Source organism: Pseudomonas azotoformans (assembly GCF_001579805.1).
In the GTDB taxonomy this organism is placed as follows: domain Bacteria; phylum Pseudomonadota; class Gammaproteobacteria; order Pseudomonadales; family Pseudomonadaceae; genus Aquipseudomonas; species Aquipseudomonas azotoformans_A.
In genome coordinates this window covers 4,207,901-4,234,171 of the sequence record NZ_CP014546.1, presented here as the reverse complement: position 1 = coordinate 4,234,171, position 26,271 = coordinate 4,207,901, and the positions used below count along the sequence as shown (strand labels likewise).

Below are 26,271 nucleotides of genomic sequence, written 5' to 3'. Positions count from 1 at the left end.
GTACTCAGTCAAAACCCCGAGCCATATGCTCCCCAATCCTCCCCCTCAACCACCGCTCCGCCGGATCATTGTCATGCACCCCGCTCCACACCATCGACAACTCCGCGGCATCAATCGCAAACGGCGGATCCTCCGCCCGTAACGACGTCCCCTCGGTCAACGCACACGCCGCATAATCCGGTACCGTCGCAATAATTTGCGTGCCCGCCAACAACGCCCGTAACCCACTGAACTGCGGCACCGCCAACACCACCCGCCGCGCCCGGCCGATCCTCGCCAAATCCAGATCGATATTGCCGCTCAAATCCCCCGAAAACGACACCATCGCATGAGGGCGTTCACAGTAGTCATCCAGGGTCAGCGGCTCAGTCCCCCCATCCCCACGCAAGACCTTGCACGGAATATCCCGCAGCTTCTTGCGCTTGGCATTCGCCGGCAAGTCAGTGGTGTAACTCACCCCCACCGAAATCTCACCACTGGCCAGCAGCGACGACATCAACAGGTAATTGGCCCGGCGCACCACCACGATGATCCCCGGCGCCTCCTCGCGCAGTTGACTGAGCAAAGGCGGAAACAGGCCAAACTCAGCATCGTCCGAGAGACCAATGCGAAACACTGCACAACTGCTGGACGGGTCGAAATCCTTGGCACGGCTGACCGCGCCGGAGATGGTGTCCATGGCCGGTTGCAACTCCTTGAGTATCGCCACGGCGCGTGGCGTGGGCTCCATGCCCCGTCCGTTACGCAACAGCAACGGGTCGTCGAACAAATCGCGCAGACGCCCCAATGCCGCACTCACTGCCGGTTGGCCCATAAAGAGTTTTTCGGCGACACGGGTCAGGTTCTTCTCGAACATCAGTGCTTCGAAAATAACCAGCAGGTTCATGTCGACGCGGCGCAGGTCGTTGCGGTTCATGGGGCTATCCAAACGGTTGGCAAGCCCACAGATAAGCACGCAAAACCCGACTTGCATTGCATGCCTGTGCTGTCTTTTCCACCTGCGCACCTGGCGAAATTAACAACGATTAACTCGTCAGCCGGACGGTCCGGCAACAAGATTAGTGGCGTCTACACTGCATCCATTCACCGGGAACGCTCCCATCGACTGCGGATATTTGTCATGGCCCGACTCGAGCAATATGCCCCTCGTTTGTCCGCCACCGGAGGCCTGTGCCCTCGGCGCGAGCGCATCGCCAAGCAACTGATCCTGGCCAACCTCGGCGAAAGCCTGGCCATTGCCGACCTGGCCCAGGCCTGCGCGTTGTCGCGCAGCCATTTTTCCCGGGCGTTCAAGTGCACCACCGGGTTGTCGCCACAGGAGTGGATCCGTCAACAACGTATCCAGCGCGCCAAGGAACTGATCACCAGCTCGTCCCTGAGCCTGACGCAAATCAGCCTGGAATGCGGTTTTTGCGACCAGGCGCACTTCTGCCATATGTTCACCCGCAGCGAAGGTGTCAACCCGATGACCTGGCGAAATCACCACTCGCGCCACAAGCCTCAAGTGATCGCAGCCTAGTGGTCGGTGCGTACCTGGAATATGCTGGCCGCTCCCCATTTCTCGAGCATGGCCCCCCATGAGCGATCCCGGCGACCAGGCCGTGCATTTCGGCCCCTATCGCATCCACCCGCGCCAACGCCTGGTGCTGGAGGCGGGTCGCCCGTTGCGCTTGGGACGGCGCGCGGTGGATATCCTGCTGATCCTGCTGGAGCAGGCCGGCAATGTGGTGAGCAAGCAGGAATTGATCGCCCGCGTCTGGCCCAAAAGCGTAGTGGAAGACGGCAACCTGCGGGTGCATATGGCGGCGTTGCGCAAGGCCCTGGGCGATGGCCAGGCCGGGCAGCGCTATATCGTGACCGTGGCCCAGCGCGGCTACAGTTTTGTTACGCCACTGAGCATCGAACCGATGACGCCGCCCACCGAAGGTGCCCCACAACGTCCTTGCCACAACCTGCCGTTGCGCCGTACGCGGATGATCGGCCGCCAGGCCCTGATCGACAGCCTGGTGCAGCAACTGCCGGAACAACGCTTTATCACCCTGACCGGCGCCGGCGGTATCGGCAAGACCACCGTCGCGCTGAGAGTCGCGGAATTGCTGATCGGCCATTACCGCGACGGCATTCGCCTGCTCGACCTGGCGCCACTGAGCGCGCCGTCGATGATCCTGCCCAACCTGGCCGCCCTGCTCGATCTCCCCCACGCCGAGCATGAACCCTTGACCACCTTTGCGCGCAACGTGCAGGAACGCCAACTGCTGCTGGTGATCGACAACTGCGAGCACCTGCTTGACGACATCGCCCTGATCAGCGAGACCCTGCTACGCCATGCGCCCAGGCTGCACATCCTGGCCACCAGCCGGGAGGCATTGCGCGCCGAGGGCGAGTCCGTGCAGCGCCTGGAACCGCTGGCCTGCCCGCCCGTCACCGGCAACCGCGCGCAGGCACTGGGCTACCCCGCCCTGCAATTGTTGATCGAGCGGGCCATGTCCCATCAGGACAGCTTTGAACTGAGCGAAGCCGAGCTGCCGCTGGCAATCGATATCTGCCAGCGCCTGGACGGCATTCCGTTGGCGATCGAGTTGGTGGCGGCGCAGATCGAGCGCTTTGGCTTGCCAGGGCTATTGGTGCAGATGGAGGACAATTTCCGCCTGCTGACCCGTGGCCGGCGCAACGCCCTGCCCCGCCATCAAACCCTGCGCGCCACGCTGGACTGGAGCTTTGAGCTGCTGACCGCCTGCGAACAGATCTGCCTGCGGCGCCTGGCGGTGTTTCGCGGCGGTTTCAGCCTGGCCAGCGCGGCAGCGGTGATTGCCGGGGAAAAGATTGCACCGACCGAAGTGTTGGGCTCCATCACTCAATTGGTCGCCAAATCCCTGCTCAATGTGGAAGCCGGCGATGACGAGATGGTCTATCGCCTGCTGGACATCACCCGCACCTACGCCCTGGAGAAACTCAGCGTCGCCGATGAACTCGACATCACCCGCGAGCGCCACGCCGAACGCTGCCTGGCGCTGATGCACCAGGCCCAGGACGATTGGGAACTGACCGCGACCCAACCCTGGATCGACCGCTACGCGCCCCTGCGCGAAGACATCCGTGCCGCCCTCGACTGGAGCCTGAGTGACCAGGGTGTGCACGTGCTGGGCATGCGCCTCACGGTGAGTGCGATGCCGTTGTGGCAGGAGCTGTCGCTGCTGCGTGACCAGGGTTTGTACGTGGGCAAGGCCCTGGCACGGCTGGGCGAGTCAAGGACACCGAGCCAGCGCTTGAACATGGCGTTGCAGCTGGCGCTGGGCAGTTTTTCCTATCACACCCAAGGCGGCACGCCGCAGACCATCGAAGCCTTCCGTTGCGCCCGGCGCCTGGCGGAAGCCGGCAAGGACCTGGCAGGCCAACTGCGTGCGGTGTCGGGATACATGGCCGTGAACCTGTGCTGCGGCGACTACCGTGAGGCCTTGGCGCAAAGCCTGCACTTCGACCGCCTGGGTCCCGAGGCCGAGCCCCTGTTGGCCCTCAGCGCCCAACGCCTGCGGGTATTAGCGCAACACTTCGCCGGCAACCAGGCACTGGCGCAGCACAATGCTGAGCAGGTGATCCAGCGCATGGCCCACAGCGGTCACCTCAACCGTTTTACCCACGGTTTTGGCGTGCAGTACGACCAGAGCGTCGCCTCGTTGACCATCCTCGCGCGCATCCTGTGGCTGCGGGGTTACCCGGAGCGCGCGTGGCGCACCGCAAGCCAGGCGTTGGCGCTGGCCTTGAACATCAATCATGGCACGTCGATCTGCTATACCCTGGCCCTGGCCGGGGTGGTCATCGCCTACTACAACGGCGACAACAAGGTGGCACGCGAGCAGTTGGACCAACTGTTGCAACAATCGCAAAAGCACTCGGTGCAGCTGTTCCAGACTTGGGCGCGCTGCTACGAAGGCACGTTGCCGATGGCCGATGTGCAGGGGCTGGGCCTGGTCGAGGACATCCTGGTGACGTTCAACGCCATCGAGGTCAGTGACGGGCTATTTGAACGCGCCAGAAATGGCCTCGCAGGTTGGTGTACCCCGGAGATTCTAAGGGTGCGTGCAGACAGCCTGACAGATCGCCGTGCGGCCGAAACGCTGCTGCTGGAAGCCTTGGGCCTGGCACACCAGCAAGGCGCGCTTGCCTGGGAGTTGCGCTGTGCCACCTCACTGGCAAGGCTGTGGCAGGCGCAAGGCCGCGTGCAGCCGGCGCGGGATCTGCTGAGTTCGATTTACGCGCGGTTCACTGAAGGCTTTGCCACCCAGGACCTAGTCCGCGTACGCCGCCTGCTCGACGAGTTGCAGGACAAACGGCCGGCCTGAAAACGGCCCCAGGTAATGCCCATAGCCCTGCTGCAAACGCGCGACCTGCATCGGGTCGCGCAATTGCGTCAGGGCATAGCTGCGCACGCAGTTGAGCAGGCGGTAACGGGCATTGCCAGGGCCCGGTTCAAGGCTCAGCAACGAAGTACTGACCAGACGCTCCAGCAGGTAGGCCAGGTCGGCATGTTCCAACTCGGTGCCGGTGACCAATTCGCTCAAGGTGGGCAAGGTGACGGCCATCTTGAACAGGCTCAATTGGAGGAACAGCCAGCGCTCCGGCAGGCTCAAGCGCTGGTAAGTCCAGTCCAGGGCGGCGCTCAGGGATTGATGACGTTCCACCGCCGTACGCCGGCCCCGGCTCAGTACCTGTACGCCTTTGCACAATTGCTGCTGCAATCCCCGCACACCCAGGGCGTCCACTTGAGCGGCCGCCAGCTCCAGGGCCAGGGGAATACCATCCAGGCGCCGGCAGATGTCACGCAGCGGGGCCAGGTCCTGAGGCCGCAGCACAAAGCCTTGCTGAGCCGCACGTACTCGGGCGACGAACACTTGCACCGCAGGGTTTACCATCGCCTCCTCGACACTGCCCAGCATTGACGGCGCAGGCACCGCCAGCCGGGGCACGCGCTGCACCCATTCGCCGGGGACTTGCAGGGTTTCACGGCTGCTGACCAGTACACTGACCTGGGGCGCCGCTTCGCGTAGCACGCGCACCAGGTGACGGCAGGCGCCGAGCAGCAAGTCGGCACCGTCCAGCACCAGCAGCAACTGACGGGTCGCCAATTGCCGGCCCAGTTCAGCCGCACTGGCGCAGGGTTCAAGATGCAGCACCAAAGCCAGGTGGCGCAACATGCTCATCGGCGCTTCCACCGTGGCCAGGTCGACCCACCACACGCCGTCCCGATAACGCGGCAGCACCCGCTCGGCCAACGCCAGGGCCAGGCTGCTCTTGCCCACGCCGGCACACCCGGTGAGCGTCATCAGGCGTTGGCCGGACAAGCGCCGCACCAGCACACCCAACAGTTCATCGCAGCCCATCACCGGACTAAGGCGTACGGCGAGGTTATGCCGGGGTAACGTGGCCGGCACAACGCCGTGCACAGCGGCTGCAAAACAGTAGCCACGCTGCGGATCGTTGAGAATGAAGCGCTGCCCGTCAAGGGCGCGACGCAGTGCAGCGATGTGCACCCGCAGGTTGTTTTCTTCCACCACACTGTTCGGCCACACGCGCTCGATCAAGGTGGCCTTGCTGATGTACTGCCCAGGCGCTTCGAGCAACGTCGTGAGGATATCCAGCGCCCTCCCACCCAACGGCACCGGCCAGCCTGCCTTGCTGACCAGACGTTGTTGCCGGTGAAAGACATAGGCGCCGAAACGCACCGTGCCTTCAGCCTCAATCGCCTGCGGGTTGTTCATCTGTGTAAAGCGCTGAAACACCCGGCCTTGGGCGTTCGCGCATCCTTTTCCATGGGCTTGCCGCTATCTTGCCAGTTGGCGATGACAGGACAATGCTGGCGCGGGGAGCGATACGGACATTCGGGTGCGCGAGACGGACATTCTGTCGTTAACTGAACTGCTGTCGGTATTGGGTCGGGTTGAGGCCCAGTTTTTCACTGAACAGAAAACGCATGTGCCGCACGCTGCCGAAGCCTGCGTGAAAAGCCACGGTCTTGAGCGGCAGGTCGGTGGTTTCCAGCAATTGCCGGGCGCGGTCGATGCGCGCGCCTTGCAGGAATGCCATCGGCGTCATCTGCACATCCTTGGCGAATAGCCGCGCAAAATGCCGCGCGCTCATGCCGGCCAGCTCAGCCATGGACTCGATGGTGAAGGCTTGGTCGAGATGCTCCAGCACATGCTGCTGCACGCGGGTAATTGCGGTTTCCTGGGGCGCCACCGCCGCCGTCATCGGGCTGAACTGCGCCTGGCCGCCCTGGCGTTTCATCACCACCAGCAGCACCTTGGCCACTTCGACGGCGACCTGCTTGCCGTGGTCCTGGGCTACCACTGACAGCGCGAGGTCGATACCCGCCGTGACGCCACCCGAGGTGATCAGACGCCCGTCCTGCAAATAGATACGGTCGGTTTCGACAATCGCCTTGGGGAACGCCTTGATCAGCCGCTCGGTGTAGTGCCAGTGGGTGGTCACGCGATGACCGTCCAACAGCCCGGCATGCCCGAGTACAAAGGCGCCTGTGCAGATCGAACCAAAGCGCCGTGCCCGTGGCGCCGCGGCCCTGAGCCAGGGCAATAACGCGGGGTGGCATTCGTTGTAGGCACCTGGACCACCGGGCACCAGCAGCAGGTCGTAGGCATCCTGGGCCTGGTCCAGCAGCAGGTCGGTCTGTACCGCGACGCCATTGGAGGCGCGCAACGGGCCAGGCTCGGTGCCGAGGGTTAGGATCTGATAGTGATCCGCCGCTGGCAGGTAGCGATTGGCAATGGAAAACACTTCGAGCGGCCCGGCCATGTCGAGCAGGAGGAAGTCCGGAAACAGCGCCATGGCCACGGTTTTCATAACAAGAAAGGTCCATCGATAAGGAATGCGGCGGCCATTATTACACGTTCACCACTGTCAACCTGAATGAGACAGTTATTCAGATTTCAGCTTATTAATGAATCTTAGGATAACCATTAACCTTCTTCTCAACGCCGGAGCCCTGCATGTTGCAGCCCGCTCCCACTTGAGGATAAGACCATGCTGACCCTTCGCAAAGCTTCCGAACGCGGCGCCGCCAATCACGGTTGGTTGAAGTCGTTCCACACCTTCTCGTTTGCCAACTACTGGAACCCGAAAGAACAGGGTTTTTCCGACCTTCTGGTGATCAACGATGACCGCGTCGCGGCCGGCAAAGGCTTTGGCCAGCACCCGCACCGCGACATGGAGATCTTCTCCTATGTGCTGGAAGGCGCGCTGGAACACAAAGACACCCTGGGCACCGGCTCGGTGATCCGTCCAGGCGATGTGCAACTGATGAGCGCCGGCAGCGGCGTGGCCCATAGCGAGTTCAACCACAGCCAGACCCGTGGCGTGCACTTCCTGCAGATCTGGATCGTGCCCAATGAAGCCGGCGCCGAACCGCGTTATCAGCAGGAGCACTTCAGCGAGGCGCAGAAACGTGGGCGCTTGCAGCTGATTATCTCGCCGGATGGCAACGACGGCTCCCTCAGCGTGCGCCAGGACGCACGGGTCTATGCAGGGCTGTTCAATGGCGACGAAACCGCCGCCCTGGACCTGGCGCCGGATCGCCACGTGTACATCCATGTGGCCCGTGGCAGCGTTGAAGTCAACGGCCAGCGCTTGCAGGAAGGCGACGGCGCCCGCGTGCGGGATGAACGGCAGATTCATTTGAGCCAGGGCGAGGACGCCGAAGTACTGGTGTTCGACCTGCGCCCGCAGGAACTGCCGCAGATGCCATGACCGGGCTTGCGATGGCTCGCCGAAACGAGCCATCGCTGGCGTCGATAGTCACCATCAGCCCAATGAAGTTCTCTTAAAAAATGCAACGCGTAACATCAACCCCATACCCGCAACAACCCAACTAAAACACTCGGAGCACACCAACATGAAACGCCAAATCTTGCTTAGCCTCGCTTTCTCGGTACTCGCTGCCAACGCATTTGCTCACCCTGTTGTCGCTGAAGGCGGCTCGGATCGACTGATTGAAAGCCGTGTTGCAGAAGGTGGCTCGGACCGCCTGCAAAGTAACCGCGTTGCCGAAAACGGTTCGGACCGCCTACTGGAACGTCGTGTTGCCGAAGGTGGCGCTGATCGTCTGCAAGAACGTGGCCTGGCTGAAGGCGGTGCTGATCGCCTGCAAGAACGCGGCCTGGCTGAAGGCGGTGCTGATCGTCTGCAAGAACGTGGCTTGGCTGAAGGCGGTGCTGATCGTCTGCAAGAACGTGGCTTGGCTGAAGGCGGTGCTGATCGTCTGCAAGGCAATAACGTTTAATCCCGCGCTGCTGGCGGGAACCCCAAACCGGCCTGATCAGCCGGTTTTTTTTCGCCCTCGTTTAATGCAGGTCGCGGTCGACCCACAGCACGGCCTTGCCGATCTGTTGCCGCGCTTCGATGCGCGCATGCACCTGCTGCACGGTCTCCAGCGTGTAATGCCCTTCGATTTCCACCGTCAAAGCCCCTTCAAGCATTGCCGAAAACACCGCATTTGCCCGTCGCTGCACGGTGGCACCATCAGCCATGTGGTCCGCCAGCCGTGGACGCGTCAGAAACAATGAGCCCGCTTCGCCCAGTTCAATAGGATCCAGGTCCGTCAGCGAACCCGAGACATTGCCGTAATTGACGATCAGTCCGCGTGTACGGCAAGCGCGAAAACTGTCGCGCAAGGTGCTTTTGCCCAGTGAGTCGAAGACCACATCCACGCCCTGCCCGTGCGTGGCCTGCAACACACGGTCGGCAAAGCGGCCGTCGTCATACAGCCAGGCTTGATGGGCGCCGCGTGCTTGGGCAATCGCGCATTTCTCGACGGTGCTGCCGGTGGCGAACACCGTAGCGCCCAAGTGCCGGGCCATCTGCACCAACAGCTGACCGATGCTGCCGGAGGCGGCGTGCACCAGGCAGGTGCTGCCTGCGCCCAAGCGGGCCACATCATTAATCAGATAATGCGCGGTGCAGCCCTGGAACATCGCCGCAGCCGCCTGATCGAAGGCGATGGCATTGGGAATCTGCGCGACCTTGGCCACAGGTACCAGCGCATATTCGGCATAGGCACCCCAAGCGATGCACCAAGCCACCCGATCACCTACGGCCAAATGGTTGACGCCGTCGCCCACATCCACCACCACGCCCGCGCCCTCCATGCCCAAGGTGCAGGGCAGACGCACCGGGTAGGTCGTCGACTGGGCATATTTGCCCTGGCGCGTATGAATGTCCATGAAGTTGATCCCGGCGCACGCCACTTTGATCAGCACATGGTCCGCCACGCATTGCGGTTTGGGCGCATCCAGCTGTAATTGCGCGACTTGCGGGCCGCCATAGGTTTGCAGGGTGATGGCTTTCATCGGGAACAACTCCGTTTGCACTGGGAAGTCGCCATGGTAAAACGACGCTATCAGTAGGAAAATTCCCCAAACCATCCCAGCCTCTGTGCGGAAACAACCCGATGTTCGACTGGCAGGATCTGTATTACTTCACTGTGTTGGCGCGGACTCAGTCGCTGTCGGCCGCCGCCCGTGAGTTGCAAGTGGAACATGCCACGGTCGGCCGCCGTGTGGATGCCCTGGAAAAATCCCTGGGCGTCAAACTGGTAGACCGCCTGCCGCGCAGCCGCCCTCTCACCGCACAGGGCATCGCCCTGGCTGAACTGGCGGCGGGCATGGGTGAACTGGCCACACAGGTCATGCGTCTGTCGAGGGTGGCGTCCATCGAAATGGCCGGCACTGTGCGGGTCAGTTGCCCGCCGTCCATCGCCAATTACTGCATCGCACCCCATCTAGCCCGCTTGCGTGCCGAATACCCGCAGTTGAATCTGGTGTTGATGCCCTCCACGCAATTGGCCGCGCTGGACAAAGGCGAGGCGGATATCGCCCTGCGCACCGTGCGTCCCGATGAAGACGCCCTGGTGCGCCGGAAGGTCGGCGTGGTGCGCTTCGGGCTCTATGGCCCGCCAGGCTTCCTGCAAAAACCCGCCGAGCAGTGGACATTTATCGCCTACGACAGCAGCCGCGACCACCTGCCCCAGCAGGCCTGGATGCATCAGCTGCGCGGCCACCGAGAAATCGCCTTTGCCGCCAGCGACCTGATCACACAACAAATGGCCGCGCGCGCCCAGGTGGGCGCCGTGGTGTTGCCGACCTTGGTGGGCGATCACGACCCGTTGTTGGTCAAGCTGCCCACCGCGACCGACGGCCCGCTGCGGGATATCTGGCTCACGGTTTATCCGGATATGCGCAGGTCACCGCTGGTGAAGGTGGTGATGGATTTTTTGGTGGGCTGCATCGAGGGTGAAAGGCCGTTGCGGCGTTGAGCTAGCGCCCGACAGAGGCGGACGGCGTCGTAAGGAAATCCGCCAACCCCGACCCCACCGCCTCGAATACCACTGCCACCCTTGGCACCCGGCGCATGTCCTGGTGCATGGCCACCCACACATCCACGTCGAACCCCACCTGCTGCGGCAGCACCCGTACCAGTCCATACCGCTGGGCCAGTTGACTGGAACATACCCCAATGCCCAAGCCAGCACGCAAGGCGGCCAGTTGCGCCAGGTGGTCATCGGTACGAATCAGCGTGCGCTCACTGGCACAGTCGAAACCCTGCTGCTGGAGCAGTTCGATTTCTGCCAGATTGCGGTCTGGCCCGATCAACGGGAAATCCTTCAATTGCACGATCGAGTCCGGCACTCCCTGCTCTGCCAGCAATTCGGGCGTGGCATAGAGCCCGACGTGCAAGTCACCGACTTTGCGGGTGACCACGCTGGACTCGTTGGGCCGCCGGATGCGCACCGCGACGTCGGCCTCTTGCAGGGCCAATGCCTGGAGGCGGTTGGACACGCTCAACTCCATGGCCAATTGCGGATGGCTGCGGCGCAGGGTGCGCAACAGCGGCGGCAGCACTTCAACGCCGAGTAACTGCCCGCAGGTAAGCCGCACCGTACCAGCGGCCACCGCGCTGTCCGCCGAGGCCGCGCGGTTGAAGGCATTGGCGGCAACGGCCATGGCTTCCACATGGCCGATCAGTTCGCGGGCCATGTCCGTGGGGAGCAAGCCTTGGGGCGAACGAATAAACAGACTGACGCCCACACTCTGTTCCAGCGCCTCGATGCGCCGTCGCGCGGTGGCCTGGGCGATGCCGAGCAAGCGTGCCGCACCCGACAGGCTGCCGGTGCGTAACACCGCCAGGAAAGCGCGCTGGGTTTCCCATTGAAGTTGAGGGGCGTTCATACATTTCCTGTGAGCCGGTGGGCCATTTTGGCGAATGTTCTTTGGGTTGCCACTGGGGCAAGCTGGCGAGCATACCCGATGGGCCTTGCGCCCACGCTCACAGGAAAGGACGGGACGTCGATGATATTCACTGGCCAATGCCGCTGCGCCGCTGTCACCTATCAGTTAGAGCTGCCGACGCTACCTGCCATCTATGCCTGTCACTGCCGCCATTGCCAGACCTGGAGCGGCAGCGCATTCGCTCTGCACGCACTGCTGCCGGCGGACGCCTTGACTGTCGAGGGGCCGCTGACCGAATACGCCTACGACATGCACGGCCAACACTCGACTCACCAGTTGTGCGCGCGGTGCCATACGCGTATCAGCAACACCACCAGCGCCGCGCCGGGCCTGCGGGTTTTGCGGGTCGGCACGTTACACGACAGTCCCGCCCTGGCACCGGTCGCGCATATCTGGGTCAGCCGTAAACAGCCATGGCTGCTGTTGCCGGACGGCGTGCCATGCTGGCCGCAGAGCCCGACACCCGAGGCATTCGCCTTGGCGCTACAGGATTAACTTGCCCCACGCCTCGGATACTCTCAACTGCCACGACGTGTCGTTCCCCCATTGACGATGCAAGGGTTTTCCCGATTCCGCCAAAAAAACGTTTGGGCTAAAATACTTATCGCGCATTAAAAATTTGCACTAGCATATGTGTACGCCCGTGCAAACATCCCCGCAATAACCGCACAACACCCTTTTCCTTTCTGAAAAAGAAACTGACGAATGTTAAAATTTGTCACGTTTTACCGTATTCAATTCGATTAGTATCTAAACGCTAGCAGCGATTGAACTGACGGCCTTGCATGCTGGAAAAGGGAGTAGGTGATGCAGTTTTCTAATGTCCTCGCTATTGCACGGACTCAATCTAAATCGGAGGACTTTCGGGAGCTGATAGTTCGCACTGTAGCGGATGATTTGAAAGTCGATACACGTTACTACGAACAACTAATTGACACCCAGGAAAGTCACGCAGACTACCGCGCGATCATTATAGAAATCGATACACCCTCGGCCAGCAGCCAAACCCTGGACATCATAAAAAACACCCGAGCCAACAACCCTGGCTGCACCATATTTGTCGTTATCACTTTTGCGTCTACCTTGAGCAAGACCAAATACTATTTGGCCGGCGCGGATTACTGCATCAAAGTGGCAGAGACCTCCCCTGAAAAAAAGTTGAGCCTGTTTGATGAGTTCCTCAGTGCGAACGCACGACTGAACCGGTGCGGCCTGGTGCTCGATCAGGATCGCATGTGCATTTATGGTGACGGTAAGAAACTTGAAATATCCTTCGTCGAAATGAAAGTACTGGAAGCGCTGATCCAACGCCGACTGCTCAGTCACACTGAGATCGCTGCCGTCATGGGCCTTAACACTAAGTATTATGACTCTCGAGCGCTGGAGAAATCCATCAGCCGACTGCGCAGCAAGATCAAGGCACACTACGGTGACAATATTATTCAGAATATCCGCGGTTACGGATACAAACTAAGCCGCGGCCTTATTTGCGCCAGCTACTTTCAACCCGCCAAGGAGAGATCGAATCGTGAATAACGAGAAACTGTCCTCTACGCCCAGAGGCGAATTCAACCTTGTCAGGCAGGCCATCGTTGATCGCAACCATTTACTCTGGGGCAATGAAATCAGCCTGACCTGCAAGGACATTTACGAGAACCATCCACGTGCCTACAACGCGGCGCTACAGCGTATCGGCACACGCCGTAAAACCTCCCACCCGGCAGCAGGCCAGCAGTTTCTGCGGATCAATCAAGCAGCGTTGATGAACGAGAACGTTCACAAAAGCATTATCCAGACTGCCCAGTCACTGGAAAAGCACCGACAGACGTTCACCCTCTCCATCGACAACTCGCTGGATGCCCTTCCGGGCCCGGTTGAACGTCGGGCGATGGTGCGCCAGTTATATAAACTGAAAGACCAGTGCAGTATCACGCTTGCCTACAATAACTACAGACTCGATACAAAACAGGTCGATCTGCTGATCGACCTCAAGCTCTATGACTACATTAAAATGCCGTTCCCGGATTCCGACCTGCGCCTGAGCCTCAACACCCGATCCGATCTGTTTGATCGGCTCTACGACCGCATGCTAGAGCTGATCAATGCCAGCCAGGTGTCTTTCATTGCCGACACTGTCGAGTTTGCCGACAGTGCCCTGCTGGCTAAAAACCTGCCATTCGAATATTTTCAGGGCGGTTATTACTCCCCTGCTGACTGCTTATAACAACTGCACCTTCCTGATATCGGTGGACACTATGAGCTCCCTCAAGAAATACGCCTTTACACCAACACTTCCGGCCATCGCACTGCAAGACTTCACACCCAACGCAGAGTTGTTCCATTACGATCTGAACGCACCCGCGACAACAGCCGTTGCCGATAACAACCTGGTATTCACTCATCGACAAGCCCACCCCAGCGAAAATCGGCTGGTGAATACCTATGTCATTACCCATACACTCACCTTACCCTCACAACCTTTTAACGCCGTGCGACAAGAATCCAGAATGCCCACGCCCAAGGATGATGACAGCGCACCGAAAAACCATACGTTTCATCCGGAGACAGCATCTGATCGAACTCAACTGTATCCTCAGGACTTCTGGCTGCTGACTCAGCATGACCGAACCCTGGTCAAGGGTGGCCTGCGTATTTCACTGACCACCATTGAGTCCGCGCTGATTAAAAAGATGCTGCACCATGAAGAGCGCGTGGTCAGCAAAGAAGAGTTGATCCGTAATATCGGACGCGAGCCCGATTTATATCGCGGACTGGAAATGTGCCTGAGCCGACTGCAGGAAAAGTTCAAACGAGCGAATGACGGCGAACGCCTGTTCCGCGCAGTAAGAAACCGTGGTTATTGCCTTACACAGAAAATAAAAAAACCTCTTGAATTGACCCAGACACGCCGATAAAAACAAGCCACCTGACACTTTTTGTTCACCCTGCCTATTACCACACGCTGATACCTACCCTTTTATAACATCCCGCCAACACGATGGAACTGAACTTGTTATAAGTCGTCAGCCACTGTTTCCTGCCGTTCATTACTATCCACGGGTACGCGACTGCGCGTGCCTGTCGTTTGCGTGCGGTATTGCACCGCGTGATTAAACCCTGCCACCACGCGCGTGGTCACCAACGGGAGCAGAACTATGCTGAATAATACTAGAATGCATCGCAACCTGACCCCCAAGGGTTTGACGTTCTGGGGCCAGTGGATGCTCGCATCGGGCTTGGTCGTTACAGTACTGTTTATGCTGGCAGTGTTTAAAACCGGTCAACTTGAGTACAACTATCGGGTCTTGGCGGCTTTTACCATACTGGCATCGCTTCCTGCTTATAGCTTATGTGATGTCTACAGTAAAAAAGATGACTATGGGGTCGGCCTGGGTCGCCTGTTCATGGGCTGGCTACTGACCGTAGGCATTGTGTCGCTGGTGGGCATCGCCTGCAATGCCAGTTCATTGTTTCCCCTCGAAATTCTACTGTTATGGGCAGCGGTAAGTTACCCCTTGTTGGCCGTGTGTTATATCCCGCTGCACAGTCTGTCCCGGTATTACCATCGTCAACTTCACCAGCGGCACAAGTCCTTGATCGTGGGCACCGGCAAACTGGCGGTCGACTTGGCTAAAACCCTGTCTCGCCAGAAGCGCTCCCCCCTGGTGGGATTGGTGGGCAGTCACGCCGATGCCGCCCAAGGTGCACACCCACAGATACTCGGCGAACTGCCGCAATTACCCCAACTGATCCGCCAGCACGGCATTCGCCGCCTCTACATCACTCACGCCTTGCAGGACGCCACACAGATCGAGGCGCTGTACCTCAACTTGCTGGAGATCAGTGTCGACGTAATCTGGGTGCCCGACCTCAACAACATGCTCCTGCTCAATCATTGCGTGGCCGAAGTGGATGGGCTGCCAGCGATCTTCCTCAATGAAAGCCCGCTGACCAGCCGCCCCACCGCCGCCCTGAGCAAATCGTTGCTGGACAAGAGTCTGGCCTTGCTGGCGATCCTGGTGTTGAGCCCGTTGTTGTTGATATTCGCGCTGTTGATCAAGCTCACCTCCCCCGGCCCGGTGATTTTCAAACAGGACCGCCATGGCTGGAACGGCGAAGTGATCAAGGTTTGGAAGTTCCGCTCGATGCGCGTGCATGACGATCACGAAGTACGCCAGGCCAGCCGCAACGACGCACGCATCACACCGGTCGGGCGCTTCATCCGCCGGACTTCCATCGATGAATTGCCGCAGTTGTTCAACGTGCTGCAGGGTCATATGGCCCTGGTCGGTCCACGCCCCCATGCCATTGCACACAACGACTACTACTCGGGGAAGATTCACGCCTACATGGCGCGCCATCGCATCAAGCCCGGTATCACGGGCCTGGCGCAGATCAACGGCTGCCGGGGTGAGACCGAAACCCTGGAAAAAATGCAGCAACGGGTGGACATCGACCTGCGCTACATCAACACCTGGTCGCTGTGGCTGGATATCAAGATCCTGCTGAAGACGCCGTTCACGTTGCTGTCCAAAGATATCTACTGACATCAAAAGGGGGACCTCAAGTCCCCCTTCCCGCTTCACTCCGTGATCTTGTCGATGTTCTTGTAGAACAACGCACTGTCCCGCCCATCCGTCATCGAATGCAGTGAATACGCACGGTTGAGGCGTGCCCCGCCATCGCGGGTCAGCGGTGCCCACACCAGGTTGGCGCGGCGCAGGGTCGACAGGCTCATCAGCTCATCAAAGGGTATCGACAGGTAGAGGCCTTTGTCGAAACTGCCTTCACCAAACGCTTCTTTAGACACGTTGGTACGGGTGATCCACGCGCCGATACGCACGCCATTGTCGAATTGCCGCGACAGGTCCAACGTTGCGCCCCAATCCCTAGCCAGGTAGCGCCCTACGCTCAATGCGCCTTGCAGGTTGAACGGCAAGTCGGTGTAGCCGGTGATGTGCCCGGTGACTGTGCGGTAATCGCGCAGGCTGAAGTCCTGCTCGAAACCGCGCTGGCGCACATAGTTCAGGTCCGCACCCAGCGCCCAACCCTGGCCCATCGGCCGGTACAGCACTTCACTGCCGACACCGGCATACATCGACTCCAGCAAACCGCCGTAGACCATGCCATACAGGTCCTGGTCCAGGCGCTGCGCATGGTTGAGCTGGAAGGTCGGCAAGGTGACGTCGGCGCTGGTCATATAGCGGCGCAGGTCAGTCCGCACCCGTGGCAAGCCAGTCGGCGCGTCGTAGGTGAAACCGTCGTAGTTATTCAACAGGTTGACGCTCAGCAAGCCGCTCCACCAGGTGTTGCGGGTGAAGCGGTACTCGGCGTCGAGATCGGCGGAAATCTGGTAGAGCAAGCCATCCGGCCCGCCGACGTTCTGCTTGTAGCCAAGCCCCACCCCATAGCTGAACGCCTTGGGTGGCTGGGTATAGAGCACGGTCTGCGTGCGCTCGCTGGCGCGATTGACCTCGACCTGGCGGTGCAGGTCCTTTATGTCTTCGCGGTTGTTGACCACCTCGCGAAACGTCGCGCGGGGCACACTGGTTTCCTCGATCGGCATGGCATACCGCTCGCTGACCAGGGTGAACCAATCGATCTGGTCATTCACGCTGTTATCTAGAATGCGACTGGCCCGCCCTACCGCTTTGGCGCTGTAGAAATAGCGCTGCTGCTCGCCATACACCACCAACTCCGGCCCGCGTTGCGCAATACGCTGCACGGTGTAGCCGGCGTTGTCATGCAGGCGCTGGGACACTGCCGCCCAGTCCACCTGAGCCGGCGGTGTGCCTGGCGTCTGCGCTGGCAATTTGGGGGCCGGCGGATCGTAGGTTTTCAACGGTGCCTTGCGGCTGACAAAGTTGGTGTGCAGGGTGATGCCGAACATCGCGGTGTTGCCCCGTTCCCAGGCCGCACTCACGTCGATGGCATCGGCTAGCTTGTAGACCACCCCGACGTTTACCGGCGACTCCTGGCGAAAGCTGTTGCTTCGTGGCTCATGCTTATAGTCGTTGCCTTCCACTTCAAGCTTGACGCTCAGCGGCGCCCAGGGTGTCTGGTAGGCGATGCCGCCAAACAGCGCGGGACGCCCGCGAAAATAGCCATTGGAGAAACTGCCGGACCCCTCGGCGGTAGGGCGCTCATTGAAGCGATCATCCAGCGCACCCAGCGGGTTGCCGAAGTCACCCCGACTGCCCAGGTAGCCCCAGGCGATACCGGCGCTGAAATCCACGTCGCCATAGCGCTTGTTGGCCACCAGGTACTCGCTGGAAAACAGCCCGGTGCCGCCCAGGTCCATGAACCCCAGCGCGACCTCCGGCAGCCAATGGCTTTCCTGATACAGGCGCACTTTAGCGTCGACGGCCTTGTCCTTGTAGCTCTGGCCGCCGCTGAACGACTCGGCGCCATAAGGACGGTTGGTAATCGCGGTGTAGCGAAAGGTGCCTTCCAGCCAATCCAGCGGCTGCGCCGAAACACTGTAGCGGCTGTAGGGCTCGGTGCGGTTGGCATTGACGCTGAGTTCGCCGGCGGGCGCCATGCGCGCGGTGGGGGTTTGCAGCAGTCCCACACCGCCGAAGTCGCTTTGGGTGTAACGGGGATCGCCATGCACGACGCCACAGGGCACCAGAAGCACGGCCGCAATACATAATTTCAAGGCGTGACCTCGGCCAGGGGTTGGGTGGCGAGAAACTCGGCCAATTGCTGATTCAGTTGGGGGGTGGGCGGGTCCAGGTCATCGCTGCGAATCGGTACCAGCAAGGTGCTGCCGGGTGCAGGCGGCACGCCGTCTTCGCGGTTCCAGGGCGCAATGCCCAGGCGCGTGACCTGCCCGTCGGGCTGGACCAGCCAGAGGTAATCGGTATCTGCTTCTTTCGACGAGGGGCACGCGACCAGGTAGTCGCGCGCCTGACGCAACGGCACAAACGGCACCGTGCACCCAGCGGCAACCGCGCCGAGTACCCGTACGCTGTCGGGCCTCGACGGGTACATCAGGCGGTCGCCATCGCTGACCGGCAGGTTCGGTGCAAACCCCACCTCCACGGCCACCGGGTCCAGCACCGCGACCTGGCGACCCGTCACCGGCAAGGCCTGCACCTGCCGATAAAGCTCGGCCGCCGCATGGGCGCGCCCCTCAAGCCCGGCGGGCAATGCGGCGTGCTGCAAGGTTTGCAAGTCAAACAGCACACCGGCCTTGAGCTGCGCCTGGCGTTGCAGCAAAGGCTGACGCAACCAGGCCGCCCCGAGCCAATAACCTTGGGCGTCCGGTTGCGCAGCGGTGATCACGTCCAACAACCGCGCCTCGGCTTGCAGCGCGACAGGGCCTGGGTTGCGCACCTGGCCACTCACCGTCATGGCGGCGTGACTCGTACCGGCGCAACTCCACAACAACACCAGCGCCGTGACTGTTCGACGCTTCATTGGGCATCCTTACGCGTGGGCTGCAACTGAGTAATGAACAACGTCAGGCGCGGTGTGAGGTGCTGTTCGCTCTGCACGATAAAGCCGTCGCCGGGATTCACCCAATACCGGTTGCGCGCCTGAAACCCAGGCGCCTCGACGTCTTCGTCTACCCGCAACAAGGTGTAGGGTTTGTCGAGGATTTCGATGGTTTCGAAACCCTTGCGGGTCATGCGGCTGGTGAGCGTGACGCCCATGCGATAGCCGTCCACGACGTCGATCTGCCGCGTACTGCGATAGCCCTCCGGCACGCGGTGCAGGCCAAGCTCGAACGGCGATTGCCCCTGCCAGCGCGTGCCATCCAGGTCGACGCCGAGGCCGACCGTACGGACCACCAGGCCGTCACGCAGCAGCAGCACCTGCTTGCCGGAAGCGACCCAGAACTGCAGATCGCCACGTTGGCGGATCAGCGCCATCACCCCTTCGCTGGACAGCGTGGTGACCTTGATCTGCGGGTACGGCACAGCATCCACTTGGGCCTGGGTCAACGTCAGCGGCGCTGGGCCGCTCACGGCCGCCTTGAAGGTATCGAGTGAGGCTGTCATCAGCGGATTGCAGCCGGCTAGCAGCCACGCCAATCCCATGCACGTCGCGAGTTTCAGAGTGTTCACGCAGGTTCCACCCTATCGGTTGCTGGCTTCGCTCAGATTGTTCTGAGTGGACGCACCGATACCGACGATCGTGGCGGAAGGAATCAACTGGCTGATGAAGCGGTTCCAGCGCGTGATATTGGCTGGACCGACAAACACCACATCCTGGGGCTGCACCTCAAAGCGCGTGGCCAGCGCCATGGCCGAAGGTGAAGCCGCTTCCAGCTGGAACACCTTGGCCGGCTCGGCAGCGCTGTTCTGCGCGCCACGAATCACGTAGACGGCGTCGGCGTTGGAGGTGTTCTGGTTCACCCCGCCGACCGAGCCCAGCACGTCGGAAAGGTTCATGCTGCGGGTCTTGAAACTCAGCGCGCGCGGTTGCATGACCTCACCCATCACATAGATGCGTTTGCGGTCGTTGTAGGCCAGGTACAGTTGGTCGCCATCCTTGAGGTAGATGTCGTTCACCCGCGACTGCGCGAGGTTGAGCGTGTCGAGGTCGAGGGTGTAGCGCTTGCCGCCGCGAGTGAGCGTGAGGTTCGACAAGTCGGCATTGAGCGGGTCGATCCCTGCGGCGCCCATGGCCTCCATCACATTCAGGGGGATGGTGGTGATCGGCACCGGCCCGGCCTTGGCCACCGCGCCGGTGATCACCACACGCTGGCTGGCAAACCGCAACACACTCACATCCACCTGGGGGCTGTCGATGTATTGGCGCAGCTTGTCGGTGATCTCGCTGCGCAGCGCTTCGATAGAGCGCCCCTTGGCGACCAATTCACCGACGTAGGGGTAAAACAGGTTGCCGTCGGGGCTGACCAAGCGGCCGTTGGCGTCGATCTGTTGTTGCGGGCCTGAGGGTGCCGTCAGTTCGGGGTGATCCCACACGGTGATATACAACGCGTCATTAGCGCCGATCAAATAGGGCCCCGGCTTATAACTCAATAGTTCGGCCGGGATGGAATAAGGCACTTGGGTTGCCGCCTCCATCGCCAGCAACTTTGGCGTGATTGGAATCAAATCCACCCGACTGTTTTCAGCACTGCCGCGCTCGGTCAACGCCGCCGTGTCCATATATTGGCCCGGGGCAAACATGCAGCCTTGCAACAATGCGGCGGCCAGGGCCGCCACAGAAAAAATACGCATCATGGTGCTAGGACACTCGTGATAAACGACAAGAAAAAAAGACCACTTGGGCGGGGAATCCAAGCAGTCGAAAAGCGCAAGATTTACAACTTAGTTACCGGTCCCCGTGGTGCCGGTCGTGCCCGTGGTGCCCGTGGTGGTGCCCCCGTTGGAGCTGCCGCCGCTGTTGGAAGCCGCGACAACACCAGCAACGATGGCGCTGCCGACCAGCAGGGTTTCCCCTACCGTCACCGACCCCACCACAGCGGTGTCGAGCCCCAACGGCGCCTCGGCCGCCAGTGCAGAACCACTCATGATACTCAGCCCAATAATAGCCAGTGCTGTTTTCATACCAGACTCCTTATCGTCAGTGAGTAGTCATTCCGATAGTGCCATCCAACTAAACAGCGCACCAGACAGATAATGTCTAACCGGCTTAGTTGAAAATAACGTTTTGCCGATAAACCGCCCGGCCCTCAATGTGTTGCTCGCCGCCGAAGTTATATACAACGTTATTAATTGTCGGAAACCTCAAGCGCGGCCGTACTTGTCTTCGAAGCGCACGATGTCGTCTTCGCCCAAATAAGACCCCGATTGCACCTCGATCAATTCCAGGGCAATCACGCCCGGATTTTCCAGCGCATGCACCTGGCCGATGGGGATATAGGTCGACTGGTTTTCCGAGACCAGGTAGGTCTGCTCGCCATTGGTGACGCGAGCCGTGCCGCTGACTACGATCCAGTGCTCGGCACGATGGTGATGCATCTGCACCGAGAGTTTGGCCCCCGGCTTTACGGTGATGCGCTTGACCTGATAGCGCTGGCCGTTATCCACCGAGTCATACATGCCCCACGGCCGATACACTTCTCGGTGATTGAGATGCTCATGGCGCCCAGCCTGCTTGAGCTGGTCGACAATGCCCTTGACCTGCTGCACCTGGTCCTTGTGGGCCACCAACACGGCGTCTTTGGTCTCGACAATGATCAGGTCCTGCACCCCGACGGTGGCGACCAGCCGGCTGTCAGCGTGCACGTAGGTATCGCGCGTCTCCAACAGCAAACCATCGCCGCGCAGCACGTTGCCACAGGCATCTTTCTCACTGGCCTCCCACAGCGCCGACCATGAGCCGATATCACTCCAGCCGGCGTGCAACGGCACCATCACGGCGTCGCGGGTTTTCTCCATCACGGCGTAGTCGATGGAGTTGTCCGGGCACGCGGCAAACGTCGCGGCATGCACGCGGGTGAACGGCAGATCCTGGCTGCCGCCCTCCAGCGCGGCACGGCAGGCTTGGAGAATCGCCGGCTGGAACCGTTCGAGTTCCTCCAGGTAGCGACGGGCACGAAACATGAACATGCCGCTGTTCCAGGCGTAGTCTCCGCTGGCCACATACTGCGCGGCCGTGGCGGCGTCCGGCTTCTCGACGAAGCGCTTGACCCGGTAGCCGCCCTCGCCCACCGCCGCGCCTTGCTCGATGTAGCCATAACCGGTGTGCGCGCGGGTGGGGGTGATGCCAAAGGTCACCAGCTTGCCCTCCCTGGCCAGGGGTAGCGCCACTTCCAGGCTGGCATGAAACGCCGGGATGTCTTCGATCAGGTGGTCCGCCGCCAGCACCAGCAGGATCGGGTCCTCTGACGCGGCAAGCGCCTGGCATGCCGCCAACGCGATGGCGGGTGCCGTGTTGCGCCCCACCGGCTCCAGCAGAATGCTCGCCTGCTCCATGCCCAGCTGACGCAATTGCTCGGCAACCAGGAAGCGGTGCTGTTCGTTGCAGATCAACTGCGGCAGGGCCACGTTGGCGCCCGTCAGCCGGGTGATGGTTTGCTGCAGCATCGACAAGTGCGCATCGGTCAGGCGCAAGAACTGCTTGGGGTTCAACTGCCGCGAGAGCGGCCACAGGCGCGACCCCGAACCGCCAGCCATGATCACGGGTATCAACATGAGAGCATCCTTGGGACAGGGTTTGTGAAGTAGGCGCGGGTGTTTTCATGCACCCGCGAACTGAAGCGCAGCTCATCCTGTGGCCACCAACGGTACTGCTGGTGTTGCTCGGCGGGCGGCTGCAGGGTTGAGTCGTCCAGCTCCAGGCAATAGCTGAGCACCACATAGTGGGTGTCCGGCCCGAACCCGGCATTGGCGAAAACACTGTCCTCGTAAAAGTGCTCGTACACCCCCAGCAGCCGTGCCGTGGCGCGCTCGAATGGACGCCCCAGCTCATCCTGGGTGATGCGCCGGAATGCGCTGTCCAGGCTCTCGTTTTTCCGGATGCGCCCACCGGGCACGAACCAGAAGCCATAGGCCCGGTCGATTGACGCGCAGGCCGAGAAAAACCTCACCACGGCCGTTTCTGACCACCAGATCAATCGCCACCAGGGGCGTCGACGCCACGACCGTTTGGAAGGTCGGTAAATCAAGCCACATACCCATCAGACCTGTGCCAGAAAACGTTGCAGAATGCGTTCCTTATCGAGGAACTCCTTGGCGTAGTTCAACGCCACTTCATTGCGCGACGGCAATGCCAACACCCGCTCGATCCCCGCGTTCAATGCCGCGACGGACTCCGGTTCAACCAACACCGCAATGCCTGGATGCTCTTCGCACAGGCGTCCGAGGGTGGTGTCGGGGTCGGCGGTGATGATGGCGTTGCCCCCCACGGCCAGGATGTTGGTGAGCTTGGAGGGCAGCACCGAATCCGCCGCACCGCGCTTCTGGATCACCAAGTGCGCGTCGGCCGAGGCCAACAGCGCCGGTAGATCCTCGTAGGGCTGCAACGGCGCAAACAGCACATTGCGCAGGCCGTCGCGCTGCGCCCGCTCAAGCAGGCGCGCCTTGCCGGTGCCCTGGCCGACGATCAAAAACACCCGCTCCGGGTGATGGGCGTGGGCCTGGGCTGCGTCGAGGATCAACTCCAGCCCCTGTTTTTCACCAATGTTGCCGGAGTACAACACCACCCTCGCGCCTGGCGGCACGCCGAGGCGTTCAAGCAAAACCTGGTTGCGCGTTACCTGACGGAAACGTGCGGTTTCCGACCAATTGGGGAAGAACACCAGGCGCCGGCCGTGCACGCCCTTGCCGCGCGCCTTGTCGAGCATGCCGCTGGAAATCGTCGACACCCGGTCAAAGCGCCGCAACAGCCAACGCTCGACGCCCAGCGCCAAGCGCCGCAACACAGAACTGCCACCGATGCCCAGGCCAAACATGGCGTCCACTTCATAGTCCTGGATATGTAACACCGACCGCGCACCACTGAGCTTGGCCAGCAACAGCGCCTGGGGCGCACAGAACAGCGTGGGCACCACCAACATCACCAGGTCCGGTTTCCAGCGCAGTTGCCCGAGCACCGCCAACAACGAGCTGGCGGAAAAGCTCGCCAGGTGCAGCAGGCGCGTCACCGCCGTGGGCTGGCGCGGCACGTACAGCGGGCAGCGAACCACCGTCACGCCGGCATCCTGCTCGGTACAAAAACGCCACGACGAATAGCCCTCGCCCACCTGCCACTGCGGGTAATACGGCGGCGCCGTCACCACCCGCACCTCGTGCCCCTGGGCGGCCAGCCAGCGCGCCTGCTCACCGCTGTATTTGCCGATGCCGGTTAGTTCCGGGCTGTAATTGATGCCATACAGAAGGATCTTCATCACTGGCCCCGAGGCTGCTCAAGCGCTGCGAGATAAGCGTTGTAGGCATCACGCAAGCCTTCCTCCAGCGGCACGTAGGCTTCCCAACCGAGGGCGTTGATACGGCTCACCTCCAGCAGCTTGCGCGGTGCGCCGTCTGGCTTGCTGGTGTCGAAACGCAAGCGCCCCCGAAAGCCGGTGACCCGCGCCAGCGCCTCAGCCACTTGCGCAATCGTGCAGTCCACCCCGGTGCCGACATTCAGGTGCGAGCGCATCGGCAGGGTCTGTTCGCGGTAGCGCACGGCGTCGAGTTCCATCACATGCACGCTGGCTGCCGCCATGTCATCCACATGCAAAAACTCCCGTCGTGGCCGTCCGCTGCCCCAGATCACCACTTCGTCATCACCGCGCAGGGTCGCTTCATGGAAGCGTCGCAAGAGGGCCGCGATCACATGGCTGTTTTCCGGGTGATAGTTATCGCCTGGCCCGTACAGGTTGGTCGGCATCACGCTGCGATAATCCCGGCCGTGCTGACGGTTGTAGCTCTCGCACAGCTTGATCCCGGCGATTTTGGCCACGGCATAGGGCTCGTTGGTCGGTTCCAGCGCGCCATCGAGCAGTACCGCTTCGATCATCGGCTGCGGCGCATGCACCGGGTAGATGCACGACGAACCGAGGAACAACAGCTGCTGCACGCCGTGGCTGTGGGCAGCGTGGATCACGTTGGCCTGGATCATCAGGTTCTGGTAGATGAAGTCGGCCGGGTACGTCGCATTGGCGTGAATCCCGCCGACCTTGGCGGCCGCCAGGTACACCTGGTCCACACGCTGGCGGGCGAAGTACGCCTGCACGGCCGCCGGGTCGAGCAGGTCCAGTTCATCGCGGGCGGCGGTAAGGATCTGCGTATACCCCAGGGCCCATAGCCTGCGCACAATAGCCGAACCCACCATGCCGCGATGGCCGGCGACGAAGATGCGTGCATCAAGATCACGTGCCATGCTCAGTTCTCCACCGCAATCGGTGCGTCGTGCCCATGCAGGCGCAACAGGGCGTGGCGCTGGGCGATTTTCAGGTCTTCGCGGACCATCTCGGCACACATTGCCTGCGCCGTGATCTCAGGCACCCAACCGAGAGAACGCTTGGCTTTGGACGGATCACCGAGCAACGTCTCCACCTCTGCGGGACGGAAGTAACGCGGGTCCACCCGCACAATCACATCGCCCACGAGGATGCCGGGCGCCAGGTCGCCGTCGATGTGTTCGACCACCGCCACCTCATCCACGCCCTCCCCCACAAAGCGCAAGCCCAGGCCCAGCTCCGCCGCCGACCAGCGGATAAAGTCGCGCACCGAATACTGCAGCCCGGTGGCGATCACGAAGTCCTCGGGTGTGTCCTGCTGCAGCATCATCCACTGCATACGCACGTAGTCTTTGGCGTGCCCCCAATCGCGCAGGGCGTCCATGTTGCCCATGTACAGGCACGGCTCCAGACCCAAGGCGATGTTGGCCAGCGCGCGGGTGATCTTGCGCGTCACGAAGGTTTCACCCCGACGCGGCGACTCATGGTTGAACAGGATGCCGTTGCAGGCATACAAGCCATAGGCTTCGCGAAAGTTCACGGTGATCCAGTAGGCGTAGAGCTTGGCCACTGCATAGGGCGAACGCGGGTAGAACGGCGTGGTTTCCTTCTGCGGGGTTTCCTGCACCAACCCATACAACTCAGAGGTGGAGGCCTGATAGAAACGGGTCTTCTTTTCCAGGCCCAGCAGACGGATCGCTTCAAGGATGCGCAAGGTGCCCAGGGCGTCCACATCGGCGGTGTACTCCGGTGAGTCGAAGCTCACTGCCACGTGGGATTGGGCGCCGAGGTTGTAGATCTCGTCGGGCTGGATCTGCTGGATGATGCGCGTCAGGTTCGACGAATCGGCCAAGTCGCCATAGTGCAGGATCAGGTTTTTATGCAGGGCTTGCGGGTCCTGGTAAATGTGATCGATGCGCTGGGTATTGAACGACGATGAGCGCCGCTTGAGACCATGCACGGTATAGCCTTTTTCCAGCAGCAGTTCCGCCAGGTACGAGCCATCCTGACCGGTAATCCCGGTGATAAGCGCGACTTTGTTCATGTCTGTCTCCCGATTGATAGGCGAGCGAAGGCCTTCACCCAAACTTGGGTGTTTGTTAAAAACGGTCA

25 protein-coding genes are annotated in these 26,271 nt (G+C 61.1%); 10 read left to right on the top strand and 15 right to left on the bottom strand.

The window, feature by feature from the left end:
- Positions 1-4: 4 nt before the first annotated feature.
- Positions 5-916 (bottom strand): LysR family transcriptional regulator, encoded by a 912-nt coding sequence (locus AYR47_RS19600; protein ID WP_033898183.1) that lies wholly within the window; start codon positions 914-916, stop codon positions 5-7.
- Between the two features lie 204 nt (positions 917-1,120).
- On the opposite strand from AYR47_RS19600, the gene AYR47_RS19595 reads away from it, so the two are divergent.
- Positions 1,121-1,519, top strand: a complete 399-nt coding sequence (locus tag AYR47_RS19595; RefSeq protein ID WP_033898180.1) for a helix-turn-helix domain-containing protein — start codon at positions 1,121-1,123, stop codon at positions 1,517-1,519.
- A 58-nt stretch (positions 1,520-1,577) separates the two neighbouring features.
- The gene (locus AYR47_RS19590; protein ID WP_061436416.1) at positions 1,578-4,340 is read left to right on the top strand and encodes an ATP-binding protein; all 2,763 of its coding nucleotides are present in this window, start codon (positions 1,578-1,580) and stop codon (positions 4,338-4,340) included.
- On the opposite strand, the gene AYR47_RS19585 is transcribed toward AYR47_RS19590, so the two are convergent.
- Together AYR47_RS19585 and AYR47_RS19580 are read right to left on the bottom strand one after the other, a co-directional pair.
- Positions 4,287-5,756 (bottom strand): winged helix-turn-helix domain-containing protein, encoded by a 1,470-nt coding sequence (locus AYR47_RS19585; RefSeq protein WP_061449451.1) that lies wholly within the window; start codon positions 5,754-5,756, stop codon positions 4,287-4,289. The genes AYR47_RS19590 and AYR47_RS19585 overlap by 54 nt on opposite strands.
- A gap of 148 nt (positions 5,757-5,904) precedes the next feature.
- Positions 5,905-6,855, bottom strand: a complete 951-nt coding sequence (locus tag AYR47_RS19580) for a GlxA family transcriptional regulator (protein ID WP_061436414.1) — start codon at positions 6,853-6,855, stop codon at positions 5,905-5,907.
- 180 nt (positions 6,856-7,035) lie between these two features.
- Here AYR47_RS19580 and AYR47_RS19575 point away from each other — a divergent pair, with 180 nt between their 5' ends.
- On the top strand, positions 7,036-7,758 hold the full coding sequence (locus AYR47_RS19575) for a pirin family protein (RefSeq protein WP_061436412.1): 723 nt from the start codon (positions 7,036-7,038) through the stop codon (positions 7,756-7,758).
- Positions 7,759-7,903: 145 nt separating this feature from the next.
- Positions 7,904-8,290, top strand: coding sequence for a hypothetical protein (locus tag AYR47_RS19570; protein WP_061436410.1), 387 nt, complete (start codon positions 7,904-7,906; stop codon positions 8,288-8,290).
- Positions 8,291-8,351: 61 nt separating this feature from the next.
- Here AYR47_RS19570 and AYR47_RS19565 read toward each other — a convergent pair whose 3' ends face one another.
- Positions 8,352-9,356: a quinone oxidoreductase family protein gene (locus AYR47_RS19565; RefSeq protein WP_033898172.1), complete on the bottom strand. Its 1,005-nt coding sequence runs from the start codon at positions 9,354-9,356 to the stop codon at positions 8,352-8,354.
- A gap of 101 nt (positions 9,357-9,457) precedes the next feature.
- Between AYR47_RS19565 and AYR47_RS19560 the strand changes: the two genes are divergently transcribed.
- Positions 9,458-10,321, top strand: a complete 864-nt coding sequence (locus AYR47_RS19560; RefSeq protein WP_061436408.1) for a LysR family transcriptional regulator — start codon at positions 9,458-9,460, stop codon at positions 10,319-10,321.
- A gap of 1 nt (position 10,322) precedes the next feature.
- On the opposite strand, the gene AYR47_RS19555 is transcribed toward AYR47_RS19560, so the two are convergent.
- Complete coding sequence (locus AYR47_RS19555) at positions 10,323-11,234, bottom strand: LysR family transcriptional regulator (RefSeq protein ID WP_061436407.1); 912 nt, start codon at positions 11,232-11,234, stop codon at positions 10,323-10,325.
- A 120-nt stretch (positions 11,235-11,354) separates the two neighbouring features.
- On the opposite strand from AYR47_RS19555, the gene AYR47_RS19550 reads away from it, so the two are divergent.
- From AYR47_RS19550 to AYR47_RS19530, 5 genes are all read left to right on the top strand, one after another.
- Positions 11,355-11,789 (top strand): GFA family protein, encoded by a 435-nt coding sequence (locus AYR47_RS19550; protein WP_061436405.1) that lies wholly within the window; start codon positions 11,355-11,357, stop codon positions 11,787-11,789.
- A gap of 312 nt (positions 11,790-12,101) precedes the next feature.
- The gene (locus tag AYR47_RS19545; RefSeq protein WP_033897198.1) at positions 12,102-12,830 is read left to right on the top strand and encodes a winged helix-turn-helix domain-containing protein; all 729 of its coding nucleotides are present in this window, start codon (positions 12,102-12,104) and stop codon (positions 12,828-12,830) included.
- The gene (locus tag AYR47_RS19540) at positions 12,823-13,518 is read left to right on the top strand and encodes a hypothetical protein (RefSeq protein WP_061436403.1); all 696 of its coding nucleotides are present in this window, start codon (positions 12,823-12,825) and stop codon (positions 13,516-13,518) included. The genes AYR47_RS19545 and AYR47_RS19540 overlap by 8 nt, the downstream gene beginning before the upstream one ends.
- Positions 13,519-13,549: 31 nt before the next feature.
- Positions 13,550-14,209 (top strand): winged helix-turn-helix domain-containing protein, encoded by a 660-nt coding sequence (locus AYR47_RS19535; RefSeq protein WP_033897196.1) that lies wholly within the window; start codon positions 13,550-13,552, stop codon positions 14,207-14,209.
- A gap of 240 nt (positions 14,210-14,449) precedes the next feature.
- Positions 14,450-15,841, top strand: coding sequence for an undecaprenyl-phosphate glucose phosphotransferase (locus AYR47_RS19530; protein WP_033897195.1), 1,392 nt, complete (start codon positions 14,450-14,452; stop codon positions 15,839-15,841).
- A 35-nt stretch (positions 15,842-15,876) separates the two neighbouring features.
- On the opposite strand, the gene AYR47_RS19525 is transcribed toward AYR47_RS19530, so the two are convergent.
- The 10 genes from AYR47_RS19525 to gmd form a co-directional block, all read right to left on the bottom strand.
- Positions 15,877-17,952: a YjbH domain-containing protein gene (locus AYR47_RS19525; RefSeq protein WP_061436401.1), complete on the bottom strand. Its 2,076-nt coding sequence runs from the start codon at positions 17,950-17,952 to the stop codon at positions 15,877-15,879.
- Positions 17,949-18,716, bottom strand: coding sequence for a capsule biosynthesis GfcC family protein (locus AYR47_RS19520; protein ID WP_061436399.1), 768 nt, complete (start codon positions 18,714-18,716; stop codon positions 17,949-17,951). The genes AYR47_RS19525 and AYR47_RS19520 overlap by 4 nt, the downstream gene beginning before the upstream one ends.
- Positions 18,713-19,366: a YjbF family lipoprotein gene (locus AYR47_RS19515; protein ID WP_270049165.1), complete on the bottom strand. Its 654-nt coding sequence runs from the start codon at positions 19,364-19,366 to the stop codon at positions 18,713-18,715. Before AYR47_RS19515 ends, AYR47_RS19520 begins: the two co-directional genes overlap by 4 nt.
- Positions 19,367-19,378: 12 nt before the next feature.
- Positions 19,379-20,491 (bottom strand): polysaccharide biosynthesis/export family protein, encoded by a 1,113-nt coding sequence (locus AYR47_RS19510; protein WP_033897192.1) that lies wholly within the window; start codon positions 20,489-20,491, stop codon positions 19,379-19,381.
- A gap of 87 nt (positions 20,492-20,578) precedes the next feature.
- On the bottom strand, positions 20,579-20,818 hold the full coding sequence (locus AYR47_RS19505; protein WP_033897191.1) for a hypothetical protein: 240 nt from the start codon (positions 20,816-20,818) through the stop codon (positions 20,579-20,581).
- Positions 20,819-20,998: 180 nt separating this feature from the next.
- Entirely contained in the window at positions 20,999-22,408 is a 1,410-nt protein-coding gene (locus AYR47_RS19500; RefSeq protein ID WP_033897190.1) for a mannose-1-phosphate guanylyltransferase/mannose-6-phosphate isomerase, read from the bottom strand.
- Positions 22,402-22,803 carry an NUDIX domain-containing protein gene (locus AYR47_RS19495; protein ID WP_442960290.1) on the bottom strand — a complete coding sequence of 134 codons (402 nt, stop codon included), beginning with the start codon at positions 22,801-22,803 and terminating at the stop codon, positions 22,402-22,404. Before AYR47_RS19495 ends, AYR47_RS19500 begins: the two co-directional genes overlap by 7 nt.
- A 90-nt stretch (positions 22,804-22,893) precedes the next feature.
- Positions 22,894-24,102, bottom strand: coding sequence for a glycosyltransferase WbuB (locus AYR47_RS19490; protein ID WP_033897189.1), 1,209 nt, complete (start codon positions 24,100-24,102; stop codon positions 22,894-22,896).
- Positions 24,102-25,079 (bottom strand): GDP-L-fucose synthase, encoded by a 978-nt coding sequence (gene fcl / locus AYR47_RS19485; protein WP_061436398.1) that lies wholly within the window; start codon positions 25,077-25,079, stop codon positions 24,102-24,104. Before fcl ends, AYR47_RS19490 begins: the two co-directional genes overlap by 1 nt.
- Before the next feature lie 2 nt (positions 25,080-25,081).
- Positions 25,082-26,203, bottom strand: coding sequence for a GDP-mannose 4,6-dehydratase (gmd, locus tag AYR47_RS19480; protein ID WP_033897187.1), 1,122 nt, complete (start codon positions 26,201-26,203; stop codon positions 25,082-25,084).
- Positions 26,204-26,271 lie beyond the last annotated feature (68 nt).